The organism is Streptomyces sp. KR55, from assembly GCF_052245645.1.
In the GTDB taxonomy this organism is placed as follows: domain Bacteria; phylum Actinomycetota; class Actinomycetes; order Streptomycetales; family Streptomycetaceae; genus Streptomyces; species Streptomyces flavusporus.
The window spans coordinates 26,194-42,260 of the sequence record NZ_JBQQCE010000001.1; the positions used below are offsets into that span (position 1 = coordinate 26,194).

The 16,067-nt window shown below is 69.0% G+C and carries 15 protein-coding genes; 8 read left to right on the forward strand and 7 right to left on the reverse strand.

The window, feature by feature from the left end:
• Window positions 1-45: 45 nt before the first annotated feature.
• The gene (locus tag ACTWQJ_RS00125) at window positions 46-912 is read right to left on the reverse strand and encodes a GNAT family N-acetyltransferase (RefSeq protein ID WP_443304539.1); all 867 of its coding nucleotides are present in this window, start codon (window positions 910-912) and stop codon (window positions 46-48) included.
• Window positions 913-1,109: 197 nt separating this feature from the next.
• Between ACTWQJ_RS00125 and ACTWQJ_RS00130 the strand changes: the two genes are divergently transcribed.
• Window positions 1,110-1,742, forward strand: coding sequence for an HAD family hydrolase (locus tag ACTWQJ_RS00130; protein ID WP_443304540.1), 633 nt, complete (start codon window positions 1,110-1,112; stop codon window positions 1,740-1,742).
• 415 nt (window positions 1,743-2,157) lie between these two features.
• Complete coding sequence (locus ACTWQJ_RS00135; RefSeq protein WP_443304541.1) at window positions 2,158-3,960, forward strand: globin domain-containing protein; 1,803 nt, start codon at window positions 2,158-2,160, stop codon at window positions 3,958-3,960.
• A gap of 23 nt (window positions 3,961-3,983) precedes the next feature.
• Here ACTWQJ_RS00135 and ACTWQJ_RS00140 read toward each other — a convergent pair whose 3' ends face one another.
• The 5 genes from ACTWQJ_RS00140 to ACTWQJ_RS00160 all read right to left on the reverse strand — a co-directional run bounded on the left by ACTWQJ_RS00140 (window position 3,984) and on the right by ACTWQJ_RS00160 (window position 7,757).
• Window positions 3,984-4,466 (reverse strand): NUDIX domain-containing protein, encoded by a 483-nt coding sequence (locus tag ACTWQJ_RS00140; RefSeq protein ID WP_224736534.1) that lies wholly within the window; start codon window positions 4,464-4,466, stop codon window positions 3,984-3,986.
• 89 nt (window positions 4,467-4,555) lie between these two features.
• The gene (locus ACTWQJ_RS00145) at window positions 4,556-5,461 is read right to left on the reverse strand and encodes a LysR family transcriptional regulator (RefSeq protein WP_443304542.1); all 906 of its coding nucleotides are present in this window, start codon (window positions 5,459-5,461) and stop codon (window positions 4,556-4,558) included.
• Between the two features lie 227 nt (window positions 5,462-5,688).
• On the reverse strand, window positions 5,689-6,834 hold the full coding sequence (locus tag ACTWQJ_RS00150; RefSeq protein ID WP_443304543.1) for a cystathionine gamma-lyase: 1,146 nt from the start codon (window positions 6,832-6,834) through the stop codon (window positions 5,689-5,691).
• A complete protein-coding gene (locus ACTWQJ_RS00155; RefSeq protein WP_443304544.1) occupies window positions 6,831-7,373 on the reverse strand; it encodes a low molecular weight protein-tyrosine-phosphatase in 543 nt (180 codons plus the stop codon). The genes ACTWQJ_RS00150 and ACTWQJ_RS00155 overlap by 4 nt, the downstream gene beginning before the upstream one ends.
• 6 nt (window positions 7,374-7,379) lie before the next feature.
• A complete protein-coding gene (locus tag ACTWQJ_RS00160) occupies window positions 7,380-7,757 on the reverse strand; it encodes a phage holin family protein (protein WP_385510494.1) in 378 nt (125 codons plus the stop codon).
• Between the two features lie 59 nt (window positions 7,758-7,816).
• Here ACTWQJ_RS00160 and ACTWQJ_RS00165 point away from each other — a divergent pair, with 59 nt between their 5' ends.
• The 4 genes from ACTWQJ_RS00165 (at window position 7,817) to ACTWQJ_RS00180 (ending at window position 10,259) form a co-directional block, all read left to right on the forward strand.
• Window positions 7,817-8,134 carry a cupin domain-containing protein gene (locus tag ACTWQJ_RS00165; protein WP_224736529.1) on the forward strand — a complete coding sequence of 106 codons (318 nt, stop codon included), beginning with the start codon at window positions 7,817-7,819 and terminating at the stop codon, window positions 8,132-8,134.
• Between the two features lie 173 nt (window positions 8,135-8,307).
• Complete coding sequence (locus ACTWQJ_RS00170) at window positions 8,308-8,520, forward strand: DUF5326 family protein (RefSeq protein WP_129798802.1); 213 nt, start codon at window positions 8,308-8,310, stop codon at window positions 8,518-8,520.
• A gap of 477 nt (window positions 8,521-8,997) precedes the next feature.
• Window positions 8,998-9,723, forward strand: a complete 726-nt coding sequence (locus ACTWQJ_RS00175; RefSeq protein ID WP_443304545.1) for an IclR family transcriptional regulator — start codon at window positions 8,998-9,000, stop codon at window positions 9,721-9,723.
• Between the two features lie 98 nt (window positions 9,724-9,821).
• A complete protein-coding gene (locus ACTWQJ_RS00180; protein ID WP_129798800.1) occupies window positions 9,822-10,259 on the forward strand; it encodes an SsgA family sporulation/cell division regulator in 438 nt (145 codons plus the stop codon).
• Between the two features lie 302 nt (window positions 10,260-10,561).
• On the opposite strand, the gene ACTWQJ_RS00185 is transcribed toward ACTWQJ_RS00180, so the two are convergent.
• The gene (locus tag ACTWQJ_RS00185) at window positions 10,562-11,827 is read right to left on the reverse strand and encodes a YibE/F family protein (protein WP_443304546.1); all 1,266 of its coding nucleotides are present in this window, start codon (window positions 11,825-11,827) and stop codon (window positions 10,562-10,564) included.
• A gap of 844 nt (window positions 11,828-12,671) precedes the next feature.
• On the opposite strand from ACTWQJ_RS00185, the gene thiC reads away from it, so the two are divergent.
• Window positions 12,672-14,468, forward strand: a complete 1,797-nt coding sequence (gene thiC, locus ACTWQJ_RS00190; protein WP_443304547.1) for a phosphomethylpyrimidine synthase ThiC — start codon at window positions 12,672-12,674, stop codon at window positions 14,466-14,468.
• Window positions 14,469-14,586: 118 nt separating this feature from the next.
• Window positions 14,587-16,038, forward strand: coding sequence for a VWA domain-containing protein (locus ACTWQJ_RS00195; protein WP_443304548.1), 1,452 nt, complete (start codon window positions 14,587-14,589; stop codon window positions 16,036-16,038).
• Window positions 16,039-16,067: the final 29 nt, after the last annotated feature.

The following is a 16,067-nucleotide window of genomic DNA, read 5'->3' on the forward strand; positions in this document are numbered from 1 at the left end:
TAACGCCGGTTCCCTGGAGGGACCGGCGTTACCCGTGCCGGAGCATCAGCCGGCAGCCACCGCCAGCGGAGCAAAGCGCCGGCTCCAGTCACCGGGCAGCTCCGCGACCCCGTACGTCATGACCGCGTTGAAGGCGACCGACGCCAGCCCTCGCTCCTTCGCCCATGCCAGCAGCTCCTCGTGCCGTACGTCGATGTCGGTGCGCAGCGGGCGGTCGGTGTGGGCGGCGAGCGAGGCGATCAGCGCCTTCGCCGTCTCGGTGTCCCGGGCGATCAGCGGGCCCACGACATGGGTGTGCATGTTGGGCCAGGCGGCCGCGTACCCGATGATCCGGCCGTCCTCCTCAGCGACGCGGACGTGGTCGGCGAAGGCCGGCAGCCGGGTGATGATGTGCGTGCGATCGGCGCCGAACACCTCCAGGTCGAGGCGAAGGAGCGTGGTGAGGTCCTCGGCGGTCGCAGGTCGGGTGGCCACCGCGAGCTCGGCGCCACCCGGCATGAAGGGGCCGCGCAGCATCTCCGCCCGGCCGGTGACCTTGAAGCCGAGTTCCTCGTAGAGCGGGCGGCCGTTCGAGGTCGCGTGCAGAGTCAGGGGTATGGCGCCCATGATCGAGATCACGTGGCGCATCAGTCGCCGTCCGACACCCTGGCGGGCGTGCCGCTCGGCAACCAGGACCATGCCGACGGCTCCCAGCTCAGGGCGTTCCGGTGACCCGTATTCGGTGACCGTGCATGCGGCGACGAGCCCTCCGTCGGGGTCGTCGATGCCGTATCCCTTCCCGGCGGTGAGGAGGAAGCCCCACTTGTGTTCCTCCCGCGGCCACCCCCGGTCCTCGGACAAGTCGGCGCAGGCGGTGAGGTCGCGGAGCGTCAGACGGCGGATCGGCAGAGCGGCGAGGGCAGGAGTAGGCACGCAGGTCAGGCTGGCCGACCGGTGCCCTCGACGTCCACTGGTTTCGGGAGAGACGTAAGCGCTTTTGGCCATGGTCGTGGCGAACAGCGGAGTGGGTGGACAAGCGCGGGGTGTTTCACGTGAAACATCGGAGAACGGCGGGCATCCATCTGGCTCAGTAAGCGGCGCGAAGGCTCGTCCCGCTAGCCTCGCATGCCATGGCGAGACTTCATCTCTTCGATCTCGACGGCACGTTGCTGCACGGCAGCTCCGCGCCCGTGGAGATCTCGCGGCAACTCGGGCTGGAGTCCGAGACCGTGGCGCTCGACCAGGAGATCGCAGCCGGGCTGATCGGCCCACCGGAATATGCGCAGCGGGTACACGCGCTTTGGGTGGATCTCACGGAGGCGCACGTGGCCGCAGCCTTCGACGGCGCGCCCTGGCTGGGGCGAATTCGTGACGTATGGGCGGAGATCAGGCGCGCGGGCGACTACTGCGCTGTCGTGTCACTGTCTCCATCGTTCTTCGTGGAGCGGCTCACGGCGTGGGGTGCGCATGCGGCACACGGATCCCACTTCCCTGCGGTGCCGTTCACGGAGCCATTGGACCCCGCCGGGGTCCTCAGTGCCGCGGCCAAGGTTCTCATCGCCAACCGGCTGTGCCAAGAGTTCGGAGTGACGCGTGCGGACTGCGTCGCGTACGGGGACTCGTCGTCGGACCGGGATCTCTTCGGCGCCGTTCCGGTATCCGTCGCGGTCAACGCGGACCACCATCTGGCGGCTCTCGCAACCCACTCCTATACGGGGAGGGATCTGTGGGATGCCTATGAATTGGTCCGCACCGCCCGGTAATTGAGGGAACTGCTGGTTCGCCCCTTGGTCAAAAGAGTGGTGGGTCAAGGGGGGACTTGTGTGGGGCGCGGGGGCCGGTATGGTCGACTCCGGTTGCCGTCCGGGATGTGGTGCGCCCTTCCCGTGCGGGCGGAAAGAGGGGCAAGGGAGCCTAACGGGACGGAGAGATCAACGACCCGCATTCTGGGTTAAGCGGCTGAGGTCTCCGCGCGAAGTGGGATGCTGCGGGGAGAGCGCTGCGGCCAATGTCACACTCTCGCCCTACTTGTCCGTACGAAGTGGGAACACGAGTTGAATATGGCCGCGTTGACCGCGACAGCGAACGGGGAAAAGCAGCCGGCTACGGGGGAAGCAGGCATCTTCCGACCGAGGAAGTGCGCAGACCGACCGAAAGATGTTCGAGGCGAGGCACACCATGGACGCTCCGACCACCACGTCGGCCGACAACGGCACTTCAGACGGCGGGGGCGGCTGGTTCACGCCGCGCAAGAAGCCGATGCCGACCCCGGGCAGCGAGCGGGAGACGGCAGATGGTCGGCGCCTGGCCGCGATGCGCCCGGTGGGCAGGACAACCACCGGGACTGATCACGAGGCGCCGCCGGACGAGGTCGCACGGGGTGCCACACCGCAGGTGACGGAGCCGCACACGCCAGCGCAGGCCACGGGCTCGCCGGCCTCGGCCGCCCACCCCGAGCCGCGCGGCTACGGAGCTCCTGGCCCCCAGCAGGCCGCAGCCGACGCCGGGACGGATCGTGAGCGAATAACGGCACCCGCGATATCCACGCCTGCACCCGCCCCGGCCCGCACCGAGGCGCGGCCCGCCGACAGCCTGGCCGCCGCCCCCGACGCACCGCCCGCTGCTCAACGCGTCCCCCTCCCCACCGAGGTACCGCCCGCGCAGCCCGCCCCCACCCCCACCGCACCACCACCCCCCGCTCACCGCGTGCCCGCGCAACGCACCGCCGCCGCCGAACACACGGAGCCGTCTCTTTTCGCTGCCGGCACGGCGCCCGCAGTCGGCCTCGCCTCCAACGCCGATCCGTCCGCCCCGCACGCCGAGCCACCCGCCCCGCACGCTGATCAGCCCACCGCCCGCGAGGACGCCTCCCCGGACGCCGTCCTCATCCGCCGGACCATGACCACCGTGGCCCCCGTGGCCGACAAGGTCACCTCGTACTTCTACGCGCTGCTCTTCGTCCGCCACCCCGATCTGCGGCCCCTCTTCCCCGCCGCCATGGACGCCCAGCGGGACCGCCTGCTCAAGGCGCTGCTCACTGCCGCCGAGCACATCGACAATGCCGACGTCCTGGTCCCGTATCTGCAGAACCTGGGCCGCGGCCACCGCAAGTACGGTACGCGCCCTGAGCACTATCCGGCCGTCGGCGAGTGTCTGATCGGCGCGCTGAGCCGGTACGCGGAGTCGGTCTGGGACGGGGAGACCGAGGCGGCGTGGGTGCGTGCGTACACGACCATCTCGCAGGTCATGATCGACGCCGCGGCTGCGGACGAGCTGCGCGCCCCGGCCTGGTGGTACGCCGAGGTTGTCTCGCACGACCTGAGGACCCCGGACGTCGCGGTCATCACGGTCCGCCCCGACCAGCCATATCCCTTTCTCGCCGGGCAGTACACGAGCCTGGAGACGCCGTGGTGGCCGCGCATATGGCGGCACTACTCCTTCGCGTCGGCGCCCCGCTCCGACGGACTGCTCAGCTTCCATGTGAAGGCGGTCCCCGCGGGCTGGGTCTCCAACGCCCTGGTGCACCGTGCCCGCCCCGGTGACGTCGTCCGCCTCGGCCCGCCGGCCGGTTCGATGACCGTGGACCACTCCACCGACAGCGGACTGCTCTGTCTGGGCGGTGGCACGGGCATAGCGCCCATCAAGGCGCTGGTCGAGGACGTCGCCGAGCACGGCGAGCGGCGCCCCGTCGAGGTTTTCTACGGAGCCCGCACCGACCACGACCTGTACGACATCGACACGATGCTCAGGCTCCAGCAGACACACCCCTGGCTCTCGGTCCGCGCGATCATCGACCAGCAGGCACATCTCCAGCTCCCCGATGCCATAAGGGAGTACGGCCCCTGGAACGAGTACGACGCCTACCTCTCGGGCCCGCCCGGAATGATCCGCAGCGGCGTGGACGCCCTGCGGGACGCCGGCGTTCCCTCGGAGCGCATACGCCACGACTCGGTGGAGGAACTCGTCGCCGCCGGGAGCTGACCCGGCGCCGGCCACCGGCCGGGTCAGCCCAGATCGGGAGCGTGCATGGCCCGGACGCCCTCGATGTTCCCGTCGAGGTAGTGCCGCAGCGACAGAGGTACGAGATGGACGGAGGCGATCCCGACACGGGTGAACGGCACCCGTACGATCTCGTATTCGCCCGCGGGCTCGTCCACCTCGGGACCGTGCCGCAGGGACGGATCCATGGACTCGAGTCGGCAGACGAAGAAGTGCTGCACCTTCACACCGGTCGCGCCGCCGTCCTCGCCGATGTGCTCGACGGTGTCCACAAAGCACGGCACAACATCGGTGATCTTGGCGCCCAGCTCCTCGTACACCTCGCGATGCAGAGCATGGACGACGGTGGGGTCTCCTGGTTCGACACCGCCACCGGGAGTGACCCAGTAGGGATCCACGCCGGGCTTGGTGCGCTTGATCAGGATCAGGTCGTCGCCGTCCAGGAGAACGGCGCGGGCGGTGCGCTTGACCACGGGTCGGACGGTCATGGGAGAAATGTGGCCCGGCTGGTTCCACGTGAAACATCGCGAAACGTCATCGGTCGAGCCCAGCGCGTGAGGTCCCCCGGTTGCCCGGCTCAGCACCATTCGGCGGCCGCGCGCTGCAGCCACTCATGGGCCCGTGCGATGTGCGGCATGGCCAGTGTGCCGGTGCGCACGACCAGGAAGTACGTCCGCAGCGGCGGCACGGCCGGATCATGCAGAGCGACGGCGTCACCACGCTCCAGGGCGGTCGCGCAGAGATAGCGGGGCAGGACCGCCAGTCCGGCGCCGGCGGCCGTGCAGGCGAGGACGGCGCGGAGGTCCGGGACGATGACGGTACCGGAGGCGGCGGGGCGGGAGTCGAAGACAGAGGCCCAGTAGCGGGAGACGAAGGGCAGCGACTCGTGCACCTCGACGACAGGCAGGTTCTCCAGGGCGGACGCGCCCTTTTCTCGCAGAGCTCCGGTCCCGATCTGCTCGGCCCAGTGCGGGGCGGCGACCAGGACGTGCTCCTCGTCGCACAGCGGAGTCGCCGTGAGCAGTCCGCCGCGCGGCTGGGCCGTGCAGATGGCCAGATCGTGATGGCCGGCGGCCAGCCCTTCCAGGGTCTCCTCGGCGTTGCCGAAGGACGCGCGTAGCGCGAAGCCCTGTCCGTCCTCGCCGGTCAGTTCCACGAGCGCGGGCAGTGCCCGCTCGGCGGTGAACTCAGGGGGCCCTGCCAGATGCAGGGTGCGTAACGAGGACTCGTCGTCGAGTCCGCTCTCGGCTATCTCCACCAAGGCGTCCAGATGCGGAGCGGCCTTGTGTGCGAGCTCGTCGCCGATGGTCGTCGGCGTCACTCCCCGGGCCTGCCGCAGGAACAGAGGGCGGCCCAGCTGTCGTTCCAGCGTGCGGATCTGCGAGGTGACAGCCGGCTGAGAGAGGCCCAGCAGGGCGGCGGCGCGAGTGAAGGAACCGGCCCGGTGCACGGTGACGAACGTGCGCAGCAAGGCCAGATCCATGGAACGCCCTCCCCTTCCCTGCCTGTCTCCCGCCCCCGGGCAGGGCCCAACTATAAATAAGTCGATAGGTCTCTGTCGCTACTGTGATTGGACACTGACACAGAGTCAACTAGCCTTGTTCGCGCGGTTCTTCGCGCGCAGAACCGAGGACGGTCCGAGCCACGAGGGGGGAGGCTCGGACCGTCCGTTCTACGTAGCCGGGCACCCACCGGGCGTCCGGAAAGCGGTTACTTCGCCGACTCGTCCAGCGCGGCCAGCACGTCCGCCACCAGATCCCCGCGATCCTCGGCACCGACCGACAGCCGAATGAAGCCCTCCGCAACAGCGTCCCCTCCCCAGCGCCCGCGCCGCTCGGCCGTGGAGCGCACCCCGCCGAAGCTCGTCGCGTCGTCCACGAGCCGTAGCGCGTCGAGAAAACGGTCCGCACGCGCGCGCGTGGGCAGGCTGAAGGAAACCACGCACCCATAGCGGTGCATCTGCTGCGAGGCAATCTTGTACGAGGGGTCGCTCATCAGTCCCGGGTAGCGCACTCCGAGATCCTCGGGCCAGTCGCGCAGCGCCTCGGCGACCGCGAGGGCGCTCGCGGTCTGCCGGTCCACGCGCAGCTGGAGCGTGGCGATCGAACGGTGCGCGAGCCAGGCCTCCATGGGCCCAGGAATCGCACCGACGATCTTGCGCCAGCGGCGTACGGCAGCCATTGCCGCAGGGTCGCGGCCGGTGACGTAGCCCAGGAGGATGTCGCCGTGCCCGGTGAGCTGCTTGGTTCCGCTGGCCACGGAGAAGTCGGCGCCGAGCTCCAGCGGGCGCTGTCCGAGCGGCGTCGCGAGCGTGTTGTCGACCGCGACAAGGGCGCCACGCGCGTGTGCAGCCTCTGCGAGCCGCCGGACGTCGCACACGTCCAGCCCGGGGTTCGACGGGGTCTCGATCCACAGGAGCTTCGCGCCGTCGAGGACGTCCAGCTGGGCGTCGCCTGCGGTCGGGGCGGTGCGCACCTCGATGCCGTACGCCTCCAGCTGGGCGCGCACCAAGGGCAGTACCTGGTAGCCGTCGCTGGGCAGGACGACCGCGTCCCCGGCGCGCAGCTGGGAGAAGACCACCGACGAGATGGCGGCCATGCCGGACGCGAACACCAGTGTCTCCACGTCGTCCTGCCCGGGTGCCTCCAGCTCGCCGATCGCGCGCTCCAGGTGGGTCCAGGTCGGGTTCTCGTCGCGGCCGTAGGTGTACGGGCCGGTGGGGTCGCCCGGCAGGTGGTAGTGGGCGGCGAACACCGGACCGGGCAGCGTCGGCTCGTGCTTCACCGGCTCGGGTAGACCGGCCCGCACCGCGCGCGTGCCGTCACCGACACCGTTGCTCCCACCCGTACCACTCATGCTGCCCGTCCTTCCACGTGCTCACGTACCGCGGCGAGCAGTCCTTCGCTCGCCGCCTCCACCATCTCAAGGCACTCCTCGAAGCCGTCCATGCCCCCGTAGTAGGGGTCGGGGACGTCGAGGTCGTCACCCGCGGCATCGGAAGGGGCGTGCGATGCCCTCGCTGAGGGATCGTGGCCGGGCGACGGGCGGGTGTACGAGCGCAGCAGGCGCACCTTCGCCGCGTCCTGATCGGTCGGCGCCAGGCGGCGCAGCACCTTGAGGTGGCCCGAGTCGAGCGCGATGACCAGATCGAGTCGGGAGAACCACGACGGCTGGAACTGCCGTGCGGTGTGCTCACCGTCGTAGCCGTGCTCCTGGAGCACGGCCACGGTGCGCGGATCGGCCGGATCGCCCTCGTGCCAGCCGCCCGTGCCGGCGCTGTCGACCTCGACCAGGCCGTCCAGCCCGGCCGCCGCCACGCGCGCGCGGAAGACGGACTCGGCCATCGGGGAGCGGCAGATGTTGCCGGTGCAGACGAAGCAGACGCGGTACGTCATCGGCGCTCAGTCCCCGTCGGGCAGGACGACGTTGAGCGCCCAGGAGACGATCGAGATGATCAGGCCGCCCAGGACGGCCGTCCAGAAGCCCTCGACGTGGAAACTCAGGTCGAGCTTGTCGGCCAGCCACGAGGTCAGCAGCAGCATCAGCGCGTTCACCACCAGGGTGAACAGGCCGAGCGTCAGGATGAGCAGCGGAAGGCTCAGAAGCTTCACGATCGGCTTGACCAGGAAGTTCACCAGGCCGAAGATCAGCGCGACGAGGATCAGCGTGCCGACTTTCTTGCCGGTGCTGTCACCCGTCAGGGTGATCTTGTCGAGCAGCCATACGGCGACCGCCAGGGCGCCCGCGTTGGCGATCGTCTTGACTACGAAATTCTTCATGTGTCTGATCGTGGCAGACGAGATCGGTTACGAGTACGGGCGCGAGGCGACGAGTGGCGATGAAGGCATTCCGGCTGGACGAACTGGAGGCGGAACGCGCCGCCAACGAAGGGGCCTACCTGCAGTTTCTGCGAGAGCGGAACATGTCGGTCGGGCTGTACGCGCTCAATGCGGGCGAGCATGATCCACAGAAACCCCACAACCAGGACGAGGTCTACTTCATCGTGAGCGGACGCGCTTCGATCACCGTCGGCCTGGAGACCACCGACGTGGCCCGCGGGAGCGTGGTGTACGTGCCCGCTGGAGTGGCCCACAAGTTCCACCACATCAGCGAGGACCTGCGGGTGCTCGTGGTGTTCTCTCCGCCCGAGAGCTGATGCGCCGGCTCGGGGTTCCCTAGGGGATCGGTCAGGGGAGGACAAGGGCTGCCAGGCCCCCGCCGGGCCCCTGCCGGCCCTAGCCTTGGGGCAGGACATCACAGGATCCGGCAGGACCGGCGGGCTCAGCGGAGCCGGTGCGGCTGACGGGTGGAGAGAGAAGGACAAGGGCGATGCGAGAGATCTTCACGGGTCTGCCGTGGTGGGTGAAGTGGATCGCGGTGCCGGTCATCGCCCTGGTCGTGTTCGGTGGCCTGATAGCCAGCGTCGTGGGCTTCGTGATCGGACTGCTGTTCAAGGTACTGGTCTTCGTGGCGCTGGTCGGTGGACTCATCTACGTCGTACGGAAGTTCACGACGAGCTCCACCTCTCGCAGCGACTGGTGACAGGAGTGGGTGACGGGAACCGGTAACAGGAATCACCGGTTCCCTCGGGCGAGGGAAGTTTCCGTACGGAGCGTCTGCAAGCGGTGGCAGACGGTTAGAGTCCGGAACTCGACGCGGGGACGACGACCCCGCGAGCGGCGTACACCTCCGTACACCCCCAGCCGTGTTCCCCGCACGGCCCGCCCTCTCGCGCTTCGGGAGTGACCCTTGGCCACGGTTGACACCGCACCCGCACAATCCCCCGCACACCCCACACCAGCTCGGACCCCCCTCCCGGCCTCGGCGCTCCGCGTCAGGCCCCCCGAACAACCCGCACCGCCCCGGACCAGGCCCGAGCGATCACGCCAGATCTCGGACTCCCCGACGAACTCCCCTCCACCAGCGCGCCCGGCATGCGCGGCGCGCCGACCGGCGAGTGGCCCGGCCTCCCCGTCGACTCCTCCCGCTCCCCAGCAGTCCGCGACCCTCATCGGATCCGTGCAGCGCGCGATGCGCCTGCTGGAATGCGTCGCCGAGCACGAGCACGGCGCACCCGCCAAGCAACTGGCCCGCGAGACCGGCCTGGCCCTGCCCACGACGTACCACCTGCTGCGCACCCTGGTGCACGAGGGCTATCTACGCCGCGACAAAGGGCTGTTCTTCCTCGGCGAGGCGGCTGAGCGGCTGAGCAGCAGCGGGGCGCAGGAGAAACGTCGCAGCACGATCGCCGAGGCACTCGCACACTGGCGGGATCTGATCGGCGTCCCCGTGTACTACGCGATCTACCGCAACGGCGAGATCGAGGTGGTGTGTGTCTCCGACACACCCGGCAACCCGGCGGTCGAGGAATGGGCCGACTTCCGTGAGACCGGGCATGCGCACGCCATCGGCCAGTGCCTGCTGTCCCAGCTGGACGAGGACGCCCGCCGCGCCCACCTCGACCGCTACCCCGTGCAGTCCATCACCCGGTACACGGTCCGTGACAGCCATACGTTGCTGCAACGCCTCGACCAGATGGGCCGGATGCAACCGGTCATCGAGCGCCAGGAGTACGCGCTGGGCACCGTCTGCGCGGCGATTCCGATCACGCTGGGCACCACGGCCGGGACGATGGCCATTTCCCTGCCCTGTCACCAGGCCGACCGACTGCTGCCCGCGGCACGGCAGCTGCAGAGCGAGATCGGACGCCTTCTGGGGTCGCTCGCGCTCTCTATCAGTATCTGAAAACTTACTCCTTGTGATCTGGTGTGTACGTTCAGCAAGATGCCACCAGTGTCCGAAGTTCGTTCCCGGCCAGTCGACGGCAAATGACGGGGTAGGCGATGCGCGAGTCCGTACAGGCAGAGGTCATGATGAGCTTTCTCGTGTCCGAGGAGCTCTCCTTCCGCATTCCGGTGGAGCTGCGCTACGAGACGTGCGATCCCTACGCCGTGCGGCTGACCTTCCATTTGCCGGGAGACGCTCCGGTGACCTGGGCATTCGGCCGGGAGCTGCTGATCGACGGGGTGGGCCGGCCGTGCGGGGAGGGCGATGTCCGCGTCTCGCCGGTCGCACCCGAGTCGCTGGGCGACGTCCTGATCCGGCTTCAGGTCGGCAGCGACCAGGCGCTGTTCCGATCGTCGACCGCGCCGTTGGTCGCCTTCCTCGACCGTACGGACAAGCTGGTGCCGCTGGGTCAGGAAGGCGCGCTCGCCGACTTCGACGCCCATCTCGACGAGGCCTTGGACCGCATCCTGGCCGAGGAGCAGAGCGCGGGCTGACGCGTGCGCGACGGGGTGGGTGGTGTAACGCTTCGCCTGGGCTCTGTGAGGCCGTGGGTGGCACCGGGGGGCTGGGGAGGTGCGTGTGGAGGTTGCGGCAGGAACGCTTCTTCCTGAGCTCTCCAGGGCCCTTGAGAAGCCTCAGGAGGCGGTCTCCTCAGGAGCGAGCCGGGGCGGCCCTCAGCCGGTGTCTCCTGCTCTCGCGCCTGCCGCGCGGCCGGGTGTCCTGCCTTCACGCCTGCCGCGCGGCTGGGATTCGTGCTTTCACGCCTGCCGCGCGGCGACGTCTCCCGCCATCCGCTTCAGTGCTTGCGCCGCCGCCCCTTCCCGCCACGTGCCGCCGCAGCCGGGCCACCCCCGGCCGCCGCCGGTGTCGCCGACTCCGTCCTGTGCCGGTCGGCGGAGACCACCAGGGCCGCGAGTCCCGTGGTGACCGGGACCGATGCCACCAGACCGATCGACCCCACCAGCGTGCGCACGATCTCCTCGGCGACCAACTCGCTGTTGGCGACCGTCCCCACGCTGCTCTGCGCGATCGAGAAGAGCAGCAGCAGCGGCAGTGCGGCGCCCGCGTAGGCGAGGACGAGCGTGTTGACGACCGAGGCGATGTGGTCGCGGCCGATGCGGATGCCCGCCCGGTACAGCCCGCGCCAGCCCATCGTCGGGTTGGCCTCGTGCAACTCCCAGACCGCCGAGGTCTGCGTGACCGTCACGTCGTCGAGCACACCGAGCGAACCGATGATGATGCCGGCCAGCAGCAGACCGCTCATGTCGATCGACGGATACAGGCCGTGGATCAGACCCGTGTTGTCGTCGGTGTTGCCGGTGAGCGCGGCCCAGTCGATGAACAGCGAACCGAGCACCCCGATCAGCAGCAGCGAGACAAGGGTGCCGAGCACCGCAACGGATGTTCGGGCCGACAGGCCGTGGCACAGGTACAGGGCGACCAGCATGATGGCGCTCGCCCCGACCACCGCGACGACCAGCGGGTTCGAACCCTGGAGGATTGCGGGCAGGATGAAGAAGTTCAGCACCAGAAAACTGATGGCCAGCGAGATCAGCGCCATGAGGCCGCGCATCCGGCCGACAGCCACGACGGCCACCGCGAAGATGCCGGCGAGCAGTGCCATCGGGAGCCTGCGGTTCACGTCGGTGACGGAGTACTGCAGGTCCTCAGGGGCGGAGGGCTCGTAGGCGGCCACGATCTTCTGGCCCTCGTGCAGCTGCCGTGACTGGTCCGGCTGCACGATCTCGGTGAACGTACGGCCTTTGTCCTTGCCGGTGTCGATCCGGATCGTCGCCCTCTTGCAGAGGCCGTTCGCCTGCTGCTGTGCGGAAGAGCCCTCGGCGGTGGAAGTGTCGCCGTTCGGTGTGTCCGCCGAGGCGTTGACCGAGTCGCAGGGCAACTCCTCGATCTTGGTGACCGTGGCCTGCTGGGTCTGCCGGTCGAAGCCGACGCCGGTGCGCTCGTGCGGTGGGGCGCCACCGGGCCAGAGCACCGCGAGGCCGACCACCACGGCAGCGGCGAACGGGATGAGGACCGCCGCGATCACCTTGCGCAGGTGCATGGAGACGGGAGCCGCGGGCCCATGACCGTGACTGTGGGAGTGCCCGTGCCCGGCACCGGATCCGGCTCCTGATCCTTGTCCCGGCCCACCGGATCCGCGCCCCGGTCCGCCACCGGAGCCCTGTGCCGGTCCACCGGAGCCCTGTGCCGGTCCGCTACCGGAGCCTTGTTCGGGCCAGCCTCCAGAGCCGTTCCCCGGTCCTCCGCCAGATCCCTGTCTCGGTCCGCCCCCCGAGTTGTGGCCGCCGCCGGCCCCGGATTGCCGGTCGCCGACCCTGGAACCCGGTCCGCGTCCTTGTCCACCCGCGGCCCCGGACCCGTATCCGCCATGGGCTCCGGATCTGTATCCATCACCGGCTCCGGACCTGTACTCACCACGGGCTCCGGACCAGTGTTCACCACCGGCCCCGGCCCCATATCCGGCACCGAAGTCACCGAAGTCCTGCCCGCCACCAAAACCGTGCCCGCCACCGGCGCCGTGGCCGTCACCACGGCCGTTGTCCGCTCCAGAGCCGGTTCCGGGGTCCATGCCGGGGCCGGTTCCGCGCGGGGGTTCGGGCGGCGGGAACGGGGGCTGCTGATTCGTGGTCACCGACCGATCATCGCAAGAACGACCGGGCCCCTCTGTTCACCGCGCCCGAATTGACGCTAGCGTGGGGGGACCTTTGTACACGCGGGAGCTCGGAGCACCGGGCTGAGAGGGCGCTGACCTCCGTCTTCGCGATGTTTCACGTGGAACATCACTGTGCACGAGTGATGTTTCCCATGAAATGTCGGCAAACGGAAATCGCTGCGTCGACCGCCGAACCTGTTACCGGGTAATGCCGGCGTAGGGAGACGGTCTCATGACCAACAAGGACGCACGCACGCCTGCCTCCACGCAGAACGCGACCAACGACGCGAGCAACGGGGAGGCCGGGAAGTCCATCGGCTGGCACAAGGCGTACGTCGAAGGCTCACGCCCCGATCTGCGCGTGCCGGTCCGTCAGGTGCACCTCACCAACGGGCAGTCGGTGACCTTGTACGACACCTCAGGCCCGTACACCGATCCGCTTGCCGACACCGATGTCCGCCGGGGGCTGCCGCCACTGCGGGAGAGCTGGATCATCGCCCGCGGCGACACCGAGGAGTACGCGGGCCGTCCGGTCCGTCCCGAGGACGACGGGATCAAGCACACCTCGCCGCGCGGCGGCCTGCGCAACCTCGACGCGGTCTTCCCCGGCCGGCCGCGCCAGCCGCGCCGCAGCCGTGGCGGGAAGGCGGTCACGCAGCTGGCGTATGCCCGCCGGGGCGAGATCACGCCCGAGATGGAGTTCGTGGCCCTCCGGGAGAACGTTTCGCCCGAGGTGGTCCGCGAGGAGATCGCGGCGGGCCGGGCGGTCCTCCCCGCGAATGTGAACCACCCGGAGATCGAGCCGATGATCATCGGCAAGCGGTTCCTGGTCAAGGTCAACGCCAACATCGGCAACTCCGCGGTGACGTCCTCCATCGAGGAGGAGGTCGAGAAGATGACCTGGGCTACCCGCTGGGGGGCCGACACGGTCATGGACCTGTCCACCGGCCGCAACATCCACACCACCCGTGAGTGGGTGCTGCGCAACTCCCCTGTCCCCATCGGCACGGTGCCGCTCTACCAGGCCCTCGAAAAGGTCGATGGCAGGGCCGAGGAGCTGACCTGGGAGATCTACAAGGACACGGTCATCGAACAGGCCGAGCAGGGCGTGGACTACATGACGGTGCACGCCGGAGTGCGCCTTCCGTACGTGCCGCTGACAGCGAACCGCAAGACCGGCATCGTCTCGCGCGGCGGCTCGATCATGGCCGCGTGGTGCCTGGCGCACCACAAGGAGTCGTTCCTGTACGAGAACTTCGAGGAACTCTGCGAGATCCTCGCCGCCTACGACGTCACCTACTCGCTGGGCGACGGCCTGCGGCCGGGCTCGATCGCAGACGCCAACGACGAGGCGCAGTTCGCGGAACTCCGAACTCTCGGGGAACTCAACCGAATCGCGAAGCGTTTCAATGTTCAGACCATGATCGAGGGCCCGGGCCATGTCCCGATGCACAAGATCAAGGAGAACATCGACCTTCAGCAGGAGATCTGTGATGAAGCTCCGTTCTATACGCTCGGCCCGCTGACGACGGACGTCGCGCCGGCGTACGACCACATCACCTCCGGCATCGGTGCCGCGATGATCGCCTGGTGGGGCACGGCCATGCTCTGCTATGTCACGCCCAAGGAGCACTTGGGCCTACCCAACCGTGACGACGTCAAGACCGGCGTCATCACCTACAAGATCGCCGCCCACGCAGCTGACCTCGCCAAGGGGCATCCCGGTGCACAGGAATGGGACGACGCGCTGTCCGACGCCCGCTTCGAGTTCCGGTGGGAGGACCAGTTCAACCTCGCCCTCGACCCGGACACGGCACGGGAGTTCCACGACGAGACCCTGCCGGCCGAACCCGCCAAGACGGCTCACTTCTGCTCGATGTGCGGGCCGAAGTTCTGTTCGATGAAGATCTCCCAGGACATCCGCCGCGAACACGGTGGAACGCGGGCGGAGGTCGAGGAGGGGATGGCGCAGAAGTCGAAGGAGTTCGCGGCCGCGGGTAACCGCGTGTATCTGCCGATCGCGGACTGAAGACCGGCGGCCGAGACCTGGTTGCGGTGCCCCGGTCCGCCGGGGCACCGTGGCACCTCGGTCACCCGGTCCTCGGGAAAGCCGCGCCTCGGCTCTCTCGGCTCGGCAGACTGACTTCATGGCAGCGACTTCACTGAGCAAGGGTGCCAACCTTCCCGTCGATGCTCGGGCGGTACGCGTCGAGCTCTCCTGGTCCGAAGGGCCGGGCGTGCCCGACGTCGACGCCTCCGCATTGCTGCTCACCGCGGCCGGACGCGTTCGGGACGACGGTGACTTCGTCTTCTACAACCAGCCGAACCACGCGTCCGATGCTGTGACCCACCGGGGGAAACAGCGTGCCGCCGGGGCCACCTCCGACACGATCGCGGTGGACCTCGGTTCACTGGAGCCGGCCGTCGAACGGATCGTGCTGTGTGCGTCAGCCGACGGCGGGACGTTCGGGCAGGTGCCCGGACTGATGTTGAGGCTGCTCGACGACGGGACCCGGACCGAGCTCGCCCGGTTCGAGATGGAGGCCGGGGCGGAGACCGCGTTCATCGGAGGTGAGCTGTACCTACGGCAGGGGCGGTGGAAGTTCCGTGCGGTCGGGCAGGGGTACGCCTCCGGGCTGGCGGGCCTGGCCACCGATTTCGGCATCACGGTCGACGACGCTCCGTCGGCCGTGCCGGTCCAGCCTGACCAACCGACCCCGGCGACGGCACCTGTTCAAGCCCCGCCGACACCATCCGCCCCGCCGGCCCCACCGACGGTGCCACCCACCGCACCTCCGATGACACCACCACCCACCACACCCCCCGCTCCCCGCCTGACCAAGGGCGAGGAACACCTGCCCGTGGACATGCGTAAGCGGCTGTCCCTGCGCAAGCAGCAGGTGACGGTGAGCCTGACCAAGCACGGGGTCGCCGGAACCACCGCGCGCGTCATCCTGGTTCTCGACGCCTCGGGCTCCATGTCGTCCCTGTACTCCCGCGGCATCGTGAGGGACGTGGTGGAGCGCATGGCCGCTGTCGCCGCACAACTCGACGACGACGGCGAGATGCAGGCCTGGACGTTCGCCTCGAACGCGGCCCGGCTGCCCGATCTCCGGCTCGGGGAGCTGCCCGAGTGGCTGCGGCTGCATGTCCGGGTCGGTGAGCTGAGCCTCTTTGGCCGCAAGAAGGCGAGGAAGGGCCTCGAGGCAGGTCAGGTCGACATGCGGATGATCGGTATCCAGAACGAGGAACAGAAGGTGATCGCCCAGGTTCGTACATACGTCCGGGAGAACCCGGCCGCGGCTCCCACACTCGTGCTCTTCTTCTCCGACGGAGGCGTCTACCGCAACGCCCAGATCGAGCGAGAGCTGCGGGAGGCAGTGGAGGAACCGATCTTCTGGCAGTTCGTGGGTCTGGGGCGGTCCAACTACGGCGTGCTGGAGCGGTTCGACACCCTGCCCGGCCGTCGTGTCGACAACGTGGGCTTCTTCGCGGTCGACGACATCAGCACGGTCCCCGATCAGGAGCTGTACGACCGGCTCCTGTCGGAGTTTCCGAGCTGGATGGCCGCGGCCCGCCAGGCGGGCATCATCCTCTGACCGGATGTCGCCGCCCGACGCGCAGAGCA